This is a genomic window from uncultured Collinsella sp. (genome assembly GCF_959026545.1).
GTDB lineage: Bacteria > Actinomycetota > Coriobacteriia > Coriobacteriales > Coriobacteriaceae > Collinsella.
This window is the reverse complement of the sequence record NZ_CAUFLV010000003.1, coordinates 1-13526: the sequence shown is the minus strand read 5'-3', so window position 1 is coordinate 13526 and position 13526 is coordinate 1. Positions and strand designations below refer to the sequence as shown.

The window sequence follows — 13526 nt, the reverse complement described above, 5'->3', positions numbered from 1 at the left end:
GTTTCGCCTAAGGGCTAGCAACATAGCGTTCGAAAGGACCGCACATGCACGAGAACGAGATCAACAACTACCTTGCTGTCATCAAGGTCGTCGGCGTGGGCGGTGGCGGCACGAACGCCGTGAACCGCATGATCGAGGAGGGCATCCGCGGCGTTGAGTTCGTCGCCATCAACACGGACGCTCAGGCCCTGGCCATTTCCGATGCCGACATCAAGGTTCACATCGGCACCGACATCACCCGCGGTCTAGGCGCGGGCGCCAACCCCGAGGTCGGTCGTAAGGCCGCCGAGGAGAGTCGTGACGACATCGCCGAGGCGCTTGCCGGAGCCGACATGGTCTTCATCACCTGCGGTGAGGGTGGTGGCACCGGTACGGGCGCTGCCCCCATCGTGGCCGATATCGCGATGAACGACGTGGGCGCCCTGACCGTCGCCGTCGTGACCAAGCCCTTCACCTTTGAGGGCCGCAAGCGCAAGAATTCCGCCGAGGAGGGCATCAAGACCCTCGCCGAATCCGTCGACACCATGATCGTCATCCCGAACGACCGCCTGCTCGACATCGCCGAGAAGAAGACCACCATGCTCGAGGCCTTCACCACGGCCGACGGCGTCCTGTCCCAGGGCACCCAGGGAATCACCGACCTCATCACCGTCCCCGGCGTCATCAACCTCGACTTCGCCGACGTCAAGACCATCATGAAGCAGGCCGGCACCGCCATGATGGGCATCGGCGTCGCCTCCGGCGACACCCGCGCCGTCGATGCCGCGCAGCAGGCGATCTCCAGCCCGCTGCTCGAGAGCTCCGTCGACGGCGCGACGCGCGTCCTGCTCTCCATCGCCGGCTCCAAGGATCTCGGCATTCAGGAGATCAACGACGCGGCCGACCTCGTCGCCAACGCCGTCGACCCGGATGCCAACATCATCTTCGGTACCGTTGTGGACGAGTCCCTGGGCGATCAGGTTCGCATCACGGTAATCGCCACTGGTTTCTCTGATTCCAACGTGAACCGCCAGGACGAGCTCTTCGCTGCTTCCAAGGCTCCCCGTTCCGAGCGTTCCTCTGAGCCTGCCGCTGCTCCTGCGGCAACGCGCAACATCGGCGGCACTGAGCTTCCGAATTTCGGCAACGATCAGTTCGAGCTTCCCGACTTCCTCAAGCGCGGCAACTTCTAATTCGTCCACGTGACTTGTCGGAGGGGTCCGGCACTTGCCACGCAAACGTCCTCGCCGTCGAGCTTTGCTCAACGGCTGCGGAATGTTTGCTTAGGCAAGTGCCGGACCCCTCCTTGCGTTAACGTGGTAGAGAATTTGAAGGTGCCGAAAGCTCGGAGGCTTCGCGGCTCTCACGCGTAAGGTGGGGCGGCGGGGCGGCTTGCTGGAACTTGTGTTTGACGAGATGGGGGATATCGCTATGGAACGCGTTGTGGTTGATGGGGTGGCGCTTGTCGGTGGGTGCGACGGCGGGGTGCGATTCGGCTTCACGGAGCGCACGGGCGGCGTGTCCGAGGCTCCGTACACCTCGCTGAACCTCGGGTCCCACGTGGGAGACGATCTCGAAGCCGTTCTCGAGAACCGGCGGCGCGCGCTTCATGCGCTGTGTAAAGCCGCGCCTTTCGGCGGTCGCCCGGGCGCGTGGGCGGCCGAGGGCTTTGACGGTCTGCTCGACCGTCTCCTTGTTCCCAACCAAGTCCATGGCGACCATGTCGCCGTGGTGCGCGATTCGGACCCCGCCTCCCTGGCTTCTGTGCGGACCGAAATCGCCTCGGGCGCCGACGCGATCGTCTGCGTGGCCCCCGGTACGCCGGTGATGCTCTGCTTTGCCGATTGTGTGCCGGTCGTCCTTACGGCTCCATCCGGATTCGCCGTGATCCACTCCGGCTGGAAGGGGACGATCGCGCGTATCGCCGCCAAGGCGTCCCGTGCTCTCGCAGACGAGGCCGCCTGCACGTCCGAGGACATACGGGCCTATATCGGGCCGCACATCCAAGGTGATGAGTACGAGGTGTCCGATGAGCTCATCGGACGATTTGATGATGAGTTCGGCTGGCACGGCTCCGGTGTGACGCGCCTGCTCGACCTGTCGCGCGCCATCCGGCAGGCGCTCGTCGAGGCCGGCGTCCCCGCGTCGAGCATTTGGGAACAAGGCCTGTCCACCGTTCGCGATAACGATCGCTTCTTCTCATATCGGGCCGAGGGCGGGACGTGCGGGCGGCATGCCGCTGTCGCGGTGATCGCCTAGCCGGGAGCCTCGGGCTGGCCAGTGCTCCCGTTAGACGCCCTTATACGCGTGATTCTGGCAGGATGCTAGGAGTCGAAGCCGAAGGAGGGTAACAATGTCGAAAAGCGGCGCGATTTGAAGCCTATTTTTCGACGTTGTCACCCTCTGGATCGGTGATGGTCAACGGCCTCCCTTAGGGCAGCCCTTTCATTTCCCTGACATTGCGTTTACGCGAGGCGTGCGGGGCCGACGTTAGACTTGCCTGGTGTAAAACCACACGTCGCGAAGGACCCCCATGCGCAAACTGTTTTCCCGCCGGCTTATCGAGGCACGTCACGAGATGCTCTCCATCTACGAGGCGGTCGACCTTTCCTTGCACGATGCCGTGAACGCGTTTATCGCCAACGATAAGGATCTCGGCAAGAAGGCTCAGCGGGCCGCCGATCACGTCGATGCGCGCAGTGCCAACCTCGAAGCGGTCTGCTACAACCTCATTGCCACGCAGTCACCGGTCGCCTCGGACTTCCGCTTGCTGCAGACAATCATCTACGTGAACTTCAACCTCCAGCGCATGAGCGACAAGGTCCGCCGTATCGCACGTGCCGCGCGTCACAAGGTCGCTCAGGAAATTGAGCTTCCCGCCGAACTCGTTGACCTTATCGAACGTGAGGCGGAGAGCGTGTATCGCGTGCTCGGCGCATCGGTGTCCGCCCTGGTGAACAACGATTTGGGGATCGTGCTCGATCTCTCCAACCAGGACGAGGCGGTTCACGAGATCTACGAGCAGTTCTTCCGCACCTTCAACCGTATGAACGCCGAGGACATGGCAGATGATTCATCGCTCGACGACCTGCGCCGTGTCATCATGGTGTCGCGCTACCTCGATCGCATCGCCGCCATCTCCATCGACGCCGCGTTCCGTTTGACGTTCCTGCTCACGGGCCAGCGCCTGTGCGCCGATGACCTCGCCGATGCCGATGAGGATGAGCTGGAGAGCATGCGCGTTCCCGCGGGTGAGGGCGTGACGCTCGATCCCGCTCGTGACGCGCGCTACGTCGCCGCCCTTGCGCCCGACGAGGTGGGCGAGGCGCTCGCGTCGCTTATCGAAGACGGCGCCGATACCGAACAGACGGAATAGTCGCGCCCAAAGGGTGTTTATAGGGGCTTGGGCTCGTCGAGCACTTGCGCAGGTACAACATTTGATACCATATCGGGATGTGGCGCGGGTGTAGGGTGCACCCGCGTGCCTGCGTCAATCGCTCGAAGAGATCGGAGTCCCTCCGTGCGACGTATTCCCTCCGCCCAGTTCTGCAATGCGCGTGCAGCGACATCTTTCGCAGATCGAGGGCAAGAAGGTTCGGTTCCGCTCAAGCGCCGCCGCATCCCGCTGTTTCTCGCGACAGCGGTTGTGTCCCTGTCGACTATGGCGGCCCTGTCCGCCTGCAGCTCGGAGGGTGCGACGGAATCCATTACCGTGGCCGGCTCTACGACCTGCCTGCCCATCGCCGAACAAGCCGCTGAGCTCTTTAAGGAAGAGGCCGGCATCGGCGTGCTCGTGAGCGGTCTTGGGTCCTCTGCCGGCATCGAGGCCGTCTCGACCGGTACCGCCGAGATTGCGACGTCCTCGCGCGGGCTCAATGCCGAGGAGTCCAAGCTCGGCCTCACCACGGTGCCGGTGGCCCATGACGGCATCGCGGTGATTGTGAACACGGAGAATCCCGTGCATGACCTCACGATTGAGCAGCTGCGTGGCATCTATTCGGGCCAAATCACCAATTGGAGCGAGGTCGGTGGCGAGGATCTGACGATTCAGCTCGTCAACCGCGATGAGGCCTCCGGCACCCGCGAGGCGTTCAAATCGATCGTCATGGACGGCTCCGCTTTCGACCGTCGCGCCGCCGTGCTCTCCGGCACGGGCCAGGTGCGCGATGTCGTGAGTCGTTCCCGCGGTGCCATCGGCTATATTTCCATGGGCTTCGTCGAGTCCAAGTACGCTCAAACGAGCGTGCGCGCCATGAGCGTCAACGGCGTTGCTCCGTCCGAGGGGACCATCGCCACGGGCGAGTACCCCATCTCACGCGATTTGTACTTCTTCACGAAAGGCGAACCGACGGGCGCCGCTGCGGAGTACATCGAGTACGTCCTCTCCGACGAGATGGATGAGCAGATCCGCGAGGCCGGCTTCATTCCGGTCGAAACGAGTGGGGAGGGAGCATGAGCCAAATGACCGAGCAGAACGCTCCGCGCAAGCGTGACTTGGCGCTCGTCTCGCGCAGCACCTATCTTAAGGAGAAGGCGCTGCAATACCTGTTTTTCGGCTGCGCGTTCCTGGCCGTCGTCACGGTCGTGCTCATCTTCGCGTTCACGATGATGCAGGCCGTCCCCGTGTTCACCGATATCGGCCTGGCGAACTTCTTCAGCTTCACCTGGGCGCCCACTGAAGGACACTATGGCATCCTGTCGCTCGCTGCCGGCACGGCGCTCGTGACGGTCGGCGCACTCGTCCTGGGCGTTCCGCTCGGCGTGGGAACCGCCGTGTACCTCACCGAGATCGCATCTGCTCGCGTGCGCGCCCTCATCAGCCCTGCCGTCGATCTGCTTGCGGGCATCCCGTCGATTATTTACGGCTTCTTCGGTATGGTCATCATCCGCCCCTTCGTCGCCGATCTCACGGGCGGTTTGGGCTTCGGCGCGCTCACCGCGTGGTTCGTGCTCGCCATCATGATCGTCCCCACGATCACCACGCTCACCATCGACGCGCTTAATTCCATACCCATGGGTATCCGCGAGGCGAGTTTCGCGATGGGGGCCACCAAATGGCAGACCATCTACAAGGTCGTGCTTCCTGCCGCGAAATTCGGCATCGTCGACGCCGTCGTGCTCGGTATGGGTCGCGCCATCGGCGAGACCATGGCCGTCCTCATGGTCGTGGGTAATGCCCCGGTCATCCCCGAGTCTATCTCGAGTCCGGTCTCCACGCTCACGAGCCAGATCGCGCTCGACATGAGCTATTCCTCCGGTCTGCACCGCACTGCCCTGTTCGGCATGGGCGTGGTGCTCTTTATCGTATCGGCCGCGCTTGTGGGCATCGTTCGCCTGCTTTCCAAGATGAGGAAGGGGTAGGCCATGTCCCAAGCACAAGACGCCTCCAAGGTCCCCAACGCCGCTCCTGAGGCGGTTGTCCAGGCCGAGTCCTCCGCCCAGCGCATCAAGCGCGCGCTCGCTTCTGGTAAGAAGGAACGCATCTCCAAGAACACGAGCAACAAGATTATGCTCGGTGTGTTTCGCGTCGCTGCGGCCATCACCACGCTCGTGCTCGTTGCCATCATCGCCTACGTGGTGGTCAACGGCCTCCCGCATATCTCACTCGACTTCATCTTTGGGTGGCCCGAGGGCGTCAATGCCGAAGGCGGCATCTGGCCCACGATCGTGTCGACCGTCTACGTGACCGCCCTGGCGATGCTCATCTGCACACCCATCGCCGTGCTCGCGGCCGTTTACCTCGCCGAGTACGCCAAGCAGGGTCGTCTGGTCAACATTATCCGCTACGCAGCCGATACGCTCGCCTCAGTGCCCTCAATCGTCATGGGCCTGTTCGGCTACGCGTTGTTCGTCGAGGCGATGGGCTTTGGCTTGTCCATGATCTCGGCCGCCCTGGCCCTCGCGCTGCTCATGCTGCCCATCATCATGCGCACCACCGAGGAGGCCATCCGCGCCGTGCCCCGCTACATCCGCTGGGGCGCCTACGGCCTGGGCGCCACCAAGTGGCAGGTCGTGAGCAAGATCGTCCTGCCCTCGGCGTTCGGTCGCATCGCCACGGGCATCGTGCTCGGCATCGGTCGTGCCATCGGCGAGACGGCCGTGGTGCTTTATACGATGGGACAGGCCATCAACATGCCCATCACGCCCCTCGACTCCGGCCGCCCCATGACGGTCCATCTGTACCTGCTGGCGAATGACGGCATCAACATGAATGCGGCGTATGGCACCGCCCTGCTGCTCATGGCCATCATTCTCGCTTTCAACCTGTTCGCCCGCTGGCTTTCCCGCAAGAGCAAGTAAGGAGCTCCACGTGACCGTCTACCGTAACGCGCCCGAGGCGGCGCAGAGCGCCATCACCGTCAAGGACTTCAACTTCTGGTACGGCGACTTCCATGCGCTCACCGATGTGAACCTGAATATCGCCAAGAACAAGATCACCGCGTTCATTGGACCCTCTGGTTGTGGTAAGTCCACGTTCCTGCGCTGCATGAACCGTATGAATGACCTTATCGAGGGTACGCGCAACGAGGGCGCGATGGAGCTCGACGGCTCCAACATCTACGCGGAGGGCGTCGACCCCGTTGACCTGCGTCGCCGTGTGGGCATGATCTTCCAGCAGCCCAATCCCTTCCCTAAGTCGATCTACAAGAACGTCGCGTTCGGCCCGCGCCTTCAGGGCGTCACGAGCAAGAGCGATCTGGACGACATCGTCGAGGAGTCCCTCAAGCGTGCCAACCTCTGGAAGGAGGTCTCCAACCAGCTATCTAAAGACGGTCTGGCCCTCTCGGGCGGTCAGCAGCAGCGTCTTTGCATTGCCCGCGTGCTCGCGGTGCAGCCCGACGTGCTGCTCATGGACGAGCCTTGTTCCGCCATCGACCCCACGAGCGTGCAGAAGGTCGAGGACCTCATGGCCGAGCTCGCGCCCGAGATGACGATCATCATCGTCACCCACAACATGCAGCAGGCCGCGCGCATCTCCGACCACACCGCGTTCTTCCTGCAGGAGGTTGCAGGGGAGCCCGCGACGCTCATCGAATACGGCGAGACCGACGCCATCTTCACCACTCCCATGGATAAGCGCACCGAGGATTACATCACCGGTCGTTTTGGGTAACCTGCATCATGATGTGCGATTGGGGGTTAGGCCCCTTTTCACACATTTCTACCACCTGCCTGTTAGGAGGCGCACATGCGCAAATTGTTTTCAAGCCAGCTCATCGAGGCGCGCCACGAGATGCTTTCCATTTTCGAGTCGATCGACCTCACGCTCCACGATGCCGTCACCGCGTTCGTGACCGACGACATGGAGCTCGCGCGCCGCGCCAAGAAGAAGACGTACAAGATCGACGCCCGTTGCGCCAACCTCGAGGCCGTCTGCTACAACCTCATCGCCACGCAGTCGCCGGTCGCCTCAGATTTCCGTCTGCTGCAGACCATCATCTACATCGACTTCAACCTCCAGCGCATGAGCGACAAGGTCCGGCGTATCGCGCGTGCCGCCAAGCGCAAGGTGAACAACGACATCGAGTTCCCCGCCGAGATGGTTGCCCTCATCGAGCAGGAGGCGGCGAGCGTCTACCAGGTTCTCGGCTCAACCGCCGCAGCGCTCGTGAACAACGACCTCGCCGCGGTGCTCGCCCTCTCGGAGGAGGACGAGGCCGTGCACGGTGCGTATCAGGAGTTCTTCCGTGTCTTTAACCGCACTGAGACGATGGAAGTGGCCGATGACGCCCAGATGGACGACTTCCGTCGTACCGTCATGGTCTCGCGCTACCTGGACCGCATCGCCAACATCGCCATGGAATCCGCCTATCGCCTCGTGTTCCTGCTCACCGGTCAGCGTTGGGGCGCCGACGACATCGCCGATGCGGATGAGGAGGAGTTGGAGAGCATGCGCATCCCCTCGGGCGAGGGCGTGACGCTCGACCCCGTGAGTGATGCGCGTTACGTCTCCGCCCTTGCGCCCGACGAGGTTGGTTCCGAGCTCGCGGCCCTCATTGCCCGCGTCGGGACGGATGGTGAGTAACCGACCATGAATGCTTCGTACGCAAATGATATCGTTGAGCGTCGTGCGGAGATCCTCGCGCGTATGGATGCGGCACTGGCAGTGAGCGGCCGTACGTCCGGTGACGCGACCCTCGTGGCGGTGTCGAAGACGGTTGGGGTGGGGGAGGTTCTCGCTGCGATCGACGCCGGGTATCGCGTGTTCGGAGAGAACCGACCGCAGGAACTCAATCGCAAGCTCGAAGGACTATCGGCTGTTCACGACCTGCCCGACGTGCGTTTCGATATGATCGGCAATCTTCAGACGAATAAGATTAATGCCGTACTTGGGCGCGTCGGCCTCGTCCACTCCATCGGCTCGCTGCACCTCGCATGCGCCGTTGCATCGCGTGTGGAGCGTCGCATGGAGACTGGCGAACTCGACGTCCCGCAAGACGTCCTCATCGAGGTGAACGTGAGCGGCGAGGAGACAAAGGGGGGATTTTCTCCTGCGGATCTTCGCCGTGAGTTCAACGAACTGCAGGGTCTTTGTGGAATCCGCATCAAGGGGCTTATGACCATGGCTCCCCGTGGGGATAAAGATACGGCTCATGCGTGTTTTGCCGGCTTGCGCGAGTTGCGTGACGAGCTTTCGCGGGAGAGCGGCCTGCCGCTTTCCGAACTTTCGTGCGGTATGAGCGAGGACTTCGAGGTGGCGCTTGAGGAGGGTTCCACCATCGTTCGACTCGGGCGTGTGGTCTTTGACCCATCCTTTGCAGTAAGATAGGCGGGTACGCCCATACAAGGCGCGAAGAGAGGTAGAGACGTGAGCTTTTTAGATGATATCAAGAGCCGTTTTGGCGCAGGGCGCGGTAGCGCCTCGGAGCCGTACGGCGATGATCAGTATGACGATTACTATGGCGAAGACGGCGATGCCGGTTACGAGGATTACCCGGCGGGATACGGACAGCCCGCACAGGATACCTACCGCGGTTACGAGCCCTCGGATTCCGGGAACGGCATGCTCGGTCAGACGCGCCGTGGCGAGGCGGAGTCCGTTGCCGTGTATACACGTTCCGGACAGCTGGTCGGCGAGGCGGATCGTCATGCCAGCTCCTATGGCGCCCCCACGGCAACCGGCCGCGATGGTGCCTATCGCCCGGGCGCCTATGACACGCCCTCCAGTTATGCCCAGGCGCAGTCGCAGCGCGCCGCGATGAGCTCCGTGCCGACTCCCGCCGCTCCAACGTCCACCGAAGCCCGTGTAAGCGCCGTGCTCGAAGGCACGCCTCAGCTCCCCGCCTACGTTCTGCGTCCCGAAAGCTACGATGATGTCGAGACCGTCGTTCGCCGCGTCCGCACGCGTCAGCCCGTCGCGCTCGTGTTCGCGGGTGTGCGCACCGAGGTCGCCAAGCGCGTCCTCGACTTCAGCTACGGCTTCGCCTGTGGATCTGGAGCGAGCGTTCGCGAGGTGGGCGACCGTGTATTCATTGTTTTGCCGCAGGGCTGCGAGGTCAAACAGACCGATCTCGCCAACCTCCGCAAAGATGGCTATCTTAAGCAGTAGGAGCCGCCTGACGTGATTTCGATTAACGCCCTTACCATCGCACGACTTGTTCAGACGCTGTTCAACTTCTACAGTTTTTTGGTTTTGGCCTACTGCCTGCTCAGTTGGTTTCCCATTCGTTCCGGTGGTCTCATGGAGGACATCGGGGCGGTTCTGCAGAGCATCGTCGGACCGTATCTGAACCTGTTCCGTAGATTCCTGCCTCCCATGGGGGGAATCGACTGGTCTCCCGTTCTTGCGATACTTGTGTTGAATCTGCTGGAGAACCTCATAATAAGGTTATTATTGTAGCGATTGACGCCGAGCGGAGCGCACCCCCAGTTGGTGCCCCTCGCGTACGAAAGGATTGACTCATGGCAATTACTCCCGCTGACATCCAGGCGCAGACCTTCTCCGAGGCCAAGCGCGGTTACGATCCCGCCGAGGTCGACGTTTTCCTTGAGAGGCTCGCCTCTGAGGTCGACGCCATGCTCAACAAGATCGTTGATCTCAAGACGCGTCTGACGGCAGCTGAGCAGGAGCTCGCGGCCGCCCAGACCCAGGCTCAGGCTGCTCCGGCTCCCGCGGCTGCACCGGCTCCTGCGCCCGTTGCGAATCCCGAGTACACGGCTACGGCAAGCCAGATCTCCGCTGCGCTCATCGCGGCTCAGCAGTCTGCCGACAACATTGTCGCCGACGCTCGCGAGAACGCCGACCGCATTCGCGCCGAAGCCGACGCCAAGGCTCGTGAGGTCATTCGTCAGGCTCTCGCCGAGAAGCAGAATGAGATCAACGAGATCGATCGTCTCAAGGCTTCCCGTGAGGAGTTCAAGGCCGAGTATCTCAAGCTGATCCAGCACTTCATGGATGAGGCTCAAAATGAGTTCCCTGCCGATTTACTCATGGGCACCCCTACGGGTTCCGAGGCCGTTGTTGCTGAGCCCGTGTCCGTACCGGCCCCTGAGCCGATGCCCGTCGCCGACCCGTTCGCACCGCTTCCGAATTTCGGCTCCGACGATCTAGACTAGACATCGGTCAAGACCGGGGCTCGATTCGATTTGAGCGGTCGCTCGGTCCGAGATGCAGTGCGACACTTTGATTTCACCATCGTTGAAAGTGAGCCCGCGCCATATGGCGTGGGCTCGCTGCGTTGTAGAGACAGAATTTAAAAAATCGAGGCATGTGGACACTGTATGACCGACTTGATATGCAGATGCCCATCTGTTGAATCGTGCACTGCTCAAAGTTCAGCTTTTTCGTATTGAATTATAAAAAGTCGATGTATAGCGGGTTTTCATCCAGCCATTCGCTGGCGTTTTAACGAATGTTCGTCGTCTTCTACTTGTTACTTTCGAAAACTAATACGAAAAAGCTCAAGTTCCTGCGGCAACGCACTCGTGCGCGGAAACTTGAGCTTCAAATCTCTTAATCCTGTTCGGCATGTGTCGAGCACTCGTCTGTTTAGCTGTTCTTCATCACGATGGACTCGACGGTGTCGGCGACGAACTCGCAGGAGTCGGCACAGTACTCGAGGAACGTATAGACATCGCGCCAGGAGATGACGGTCAGCGGGTCAAGGTCCGCGGTGTGCAAGCCGCGCATCGCAGCGATGTAGATATCGTCGCACTCGCTTTCGATGGTATTTACCGTTACCACGTGCTCGCGCAGGCTCTTTGAGCGCTTGAACTGCGGAAGTTCGAGTACCAGGTCGTGCATCTGCTCAGTTGCGCGCATGACCTTGGCGGACATCTCGAGGGCGGCGGGGTAGATCTCCTGAACGTTGGTGAAGTAGATGCGGTGCAGGACGCCCTCGATGCGGTCGATGACGACGTCGATGCTGTTGCTCAGGGTGGCGATATCCTCGCGCTCGATGGGGGTGATGAAGGCGGTGATCAGTGCGTCGTTGACCGCATGGACGATCTCGTCGGCCTCCTGCTCAATCTCGTGCATCTCGGCGACGGCCTCCTCGATTTTGTTTGGGTCGAAGTGACGCATGATGTCGTCGAGCTTTTGCGCGGCCTTGCAGGCGAGCTCCGCGGCGCTGGCGAAGCTGTCGAAGTAGAAGGCGTCATTTTTCTTGGCCATGATGGGTCCTTTCACATATGGTTCGGTTCTGCCCGATACGTCTTAGATGAATAGCAGGAACAGCTTCGCCATGAGGAAACTGATGAGGCCGCAGCCGGGGAAGGTGAACACCCAGGTGAGCAGCATGTCCTTGACCACGCCGAAGTTGATGGCGGAGATACGCTTAACCGCGCCCACGCCCATGATCGCGGTCGTCTTGACGTGCGTGGTGGAAACCGGGATGCCGGTGAGGGTCGCGAGCAGCAAGCACAGCGAGCTGGAGAGGTCCGCGGAGAAGCCCTGGTACTTCTCGAGCTTGACCATGTCCATGCCCACGGACTTGATGATCTTCTCGCCTCCGACGCTCGTGCCCACGCCCATGACGACGGAGCACAGTAGCATGAGCCACACCGGGATGATCATGTTGTCAACCGAGGACTGGCCGTTGCAGAAGGCGACGCCGAGGAACAGGACTCCGATGAATTTCTGCCCGTCCTGGGCTCCATGCATGAAGCTCATGCCGGCGGCGCCGGCGATCTGGGCCCAGCGGAAGAACGTGTTGGATTTGCGGCGGTCCGTCGAGGCAAAGAGGAGGGTGACCACCTTGCAGACGACCCAGCCCATGGCAAAGCCGAGGCCGAGGGAGAGGACGAGGCCATAGAGGACCTTGACCCACTCGTTCATGTTGACGCCGTCTGCGCCGCCCAGGGCGATCGCCGCGCCGGTGAGGCCGGCGATGAGGCTGTGGCTCTCGCTGGTGGGGATGCCGAAGATGCTCGCGCCCACGGAGTACACCACGATGGAGAACAGCGCAGCGCACAGCGCTATGAGCGCGATCTGGGTGTTCGCGCCGAAGTCGACCATGTTGGAGATGGTCGAAGCCACGCTCGCGTTGATGTGCGTCATGATGAACACGCCGAGGAAGTTGAAGATGGCGCTCATGATGATTGCGGTCTTGGGCGGTAGGCAGCGCGTCGTGACGCAGGTCGCGATGGCGTTGGGCGCGTCGGTCCAGCCATTTACGAAGATGACGCCCAGCGTGAGCAGGACCGTCATGGCAAGTATTGGATTTGAAAAGACTTGCGCAATGAAATAGGAGAAGGATACGTCCACTGATACCACATTCCCGTTCGGCGCGCGAACGCGCCCGTTTACACAGCCTTGTTATTCTACTCCTTACAAACACATGACACGGAGCTGAAGCACGAACGGTATGTAAGGCTTCTGTAAGGAAAAACCAGCTACAAGGTCTGGTGGGACGGGCCACGCATTTTGAGAGGGGAGTCAGAGGGGGAGTCGGCAAGATGATCCTCAAAGGGGCGAAGGCGGGCCGATAAGCCGGGTTCTGTCGTGGACGATCATTTATCTCGCCTGCACGTCGCCGTGCAGTTCCTCGCACGCTACCCGAGCGCGGGCCGGGCCGGCCCATGGCGCTCCTATTCGCGCTTGCTCCGGAAGGGGCTTGCCAAGCCGCCGTGTTGCCACGACGCTGGTGGTCTCTTACACCACCGTTTCAGCTTTTCTCTCACCCGCATGAATGCGGGCAGCGGGAGTCTTCTTTTCTGCGGCGCTAATCCGTCGGGTCGCCCCGCCTGGCCGTTAACCAGCTTCCTGCCCTATGGAGCCCGGACTTTCCTCACGCCTGCCACGTAGTGACTGGTCGCGCGATCGTCTGGCCCGCTTCGCGAGGAGGTATTGTACCATGAGCTCGAGGAGTTGTTCCCCCTCTCCCGCACTCCCACATCGTCCGTGCTCAAACAATCCCGCGCAAGACGGAGAGCCCACTGGGCTCTCCTTTGCGTGCGGAACTGCGCGTGGAAGATGCGGCCGCGCTGTTCGCCGGTCCAGGGAGCTGTGGTTCAATACGGTGTAATGAAAAAGACGAAAGAAGCCTTTATATATTAGGCTCTGTCACAACAGTTAGTTGATATATATGCACTGAGCTGGGTACAAG

At 61.4% G+C, this 13526-nt stretch carries 14 protein-coding genes and 1 other RNA gene; 12 read left to right on the top strand and 3 right to left on the bottom strand.

Annotation, left to right across the window (positions count from 1 at the left end; all coding sequences use genetic code 11):
• Positions 1 to 44 precede the first annotated feature (44 nt).
• From ftsZ to Q5Q88_RS02065, 12 genes are all read left to right on the top strand, one after another.
• Positions 45 to 1172 (top strand): cell division protein FtsZ, encoded by a 1128-nt coding sequence (gene ftsZ / locus Q5Q88_RS02120; RefSeq protein WP_118654156.1) that lies wholly within the window; start codon positions 45 to 47, stop codon positions 1170 to 1172.
• A gap of 238 nt (positions 1173 to 1410) precedes the next feature.
• Positions 1411 to 2238: a polyphenol oxidase family protein gene (locus Q5Q88_RS02115; protein ID WP_302741530.1), complete on the top strand. Its 828-nt coding sequence runs from the start codon at positions 1411 to 1413 to the stop codon at positions 2236 to 2238.
• 274 nt (positions 2239 to 2512) lie between these two features.
• The gene (locus Q5Q88_RS02110) at positions 2513 to 3355 is read left to right on the top strand and encodes a phosphate uptake regulator PhoU (protein ID WP_302741528.1); all 843 of its coding nucleotides are present in this window, start codon (positions 2513 to 2515) and stop codon (positions 3353 to 3355) included.
• A 144-nt stretch (positions 3356 to 3499) separates the two neighbouring features.
• Entirely contained in the window at positions 3500 to 4435 is a 936-nt protein-coding gene (locus Q5Q88_RS02105) for a phosphate ABC transporter substrate-binding protein (RefSeq protein WP_233546222.1), read from the top strand.
• The gene (gene pstC, locus Q5Q88_RS02100) at positions 4432 to 5340 is read left to right on the top strand and encodes a phosphate ABC transporter permease subunit PstC (RefSeq protein WP_294159285.1); all 909 of its coding nucleotides are present in this window, start codon (positions 4432 to 4434) and stop codon (positions 5338 to 5340) included. Before Q5Q88_RS02105 ends, pstC begins: the two co-directional genes overlap by 4 nt.
• A 3-nt stretch (positions 5341 to 5343) precedes the next feature.
• On the top strand, positions 5344 to 6279 hold the full coding sequence (gene pstA / locus Q5Q88_RS02095; protein WP_233546221.1) for a phosphate ABC transporter permease PstA: 936 nt from the start codon (positions 5344 to 5346) through the stop codon (positions 6277 to 6279).
• Positions 6280 to 6289: 10 nt separating this feature from the next.
• Entirely contained in the window at positions 6290 to 7093 is an 804-nt protein-coding gene (gene pstB, locus Q5Q88_RS02090; protein ID WP_302741523.1) for a phosphate ABC transporter ATP-binding protein PstB, read from the top strand.
• A gap of 75 nt (positions 7094 to 7168) precedes the next feature.
• The gene (locus Q5Q88_RS02085; RefSeq protein WP_302741522.1) at positions 7169 to 8005 is read left to right on the top strand and encodes a PhoU domain-containing protein; all 837 of its coding nucleotides are present in this window, start codon (positions 7169 to 7171) and stop codon (positions 8003 to 8005) included.
• Positions 8006 to 8011: 6 nt separating this feature from the next.
• Positions 8012 to 8749 carry a YggS family pyridoxal phosphate-dependent enzyme gene (locus tag Q5Q88_RS02080; RefSeq protein ID WP_302741521.1) on the top strand — a complete coding sequence of 246 codons (738 nt, stop codon included), beginning with the start codon at positions 8012 to 8014 and terminating at the stop codon, positions 8747 to 8749.
• A 39-nt stretch (positions 8750 to 8788) separates the two neighbouring features.
• Positions 8789 to 9529 (top strand): cell division protein SepF, encoded by a 741-nt coding sequence (locus tag Q5Q88_RS02075; RefSeq protein WP_302741520.1) that lies wholly within the window; start codon positions 8789 to 8791, stop codon positions 9527 to 9529.
• A 12-nt stretch (positions 9530 to 9541) separates the two neighbouring features.
• Entirely contained in the window at positions 9542 to 9820 is a 279-nt protein-coding gene (locus Q5Q88_RS02070; RefSeq protein ID WP_302741518.1) for a YggT family protein, read from the top strand.
• Between the two features lie 62 nt (positions 9821 to 9882).
• Positions 9883 to 10536 carry a DivIVA domain-containing protein gene (locus tag Q5Q88_RS02065; RefSeq protein WP_302741516.1) on the top strand — a complete coding sequence of 218 codons (654 nt, stop codon included), beginning with the start codon at positions 9883 to 9885 and terminating at the stop codon, positions 10534 to 10536.
• A 433-nt stretch (positions 10537 to 10969) separates the two neighbouring features.
• On the opposite strand, the gene Q5Q88_RS02060 is transcribed toward Q5Q88_RS02065, so the two are convergent.
• From Q5Q88_RS02060 to rnpB, 3 genes are all read right to left on the bottom strand, one after another.
• Positions 10970 to 11593, bottom strand: coding sequence for a DUF47 domain-containing protein (locus tag Q5Q88_RS02060; RefSeq protein ID WP_302741514.1), 624 nt, complete (start codon positions 11591 to 11593; stop codon positions 10970 to 10972).
• A 42-nt stretch (positions 11594 to 11635) separates the two neighbouring features.
• Positions 11636 to 12685 carry an inorganic phosphate transporter gene (locus Q5Q88_RS02055; protein ID WP_294121823.1) on the bottom strand — a complete coding sequence of 350 codons (1050 nt, stop codon included), beginning with the start codon at positions 12683 to 12685 and terminating at the stop codon, positions 11636 to 11638.
• Between the two features lie 204 nt (positions 12686 to 12889).
• Positions 12890 to 13256: RNase P RNA component class A (gene rnpB / locus Q5Q88_RS02050), an RNA gene on the bottom strand.
• Positions 13257 to 13526: the final 270 nt, after the last annotated feature.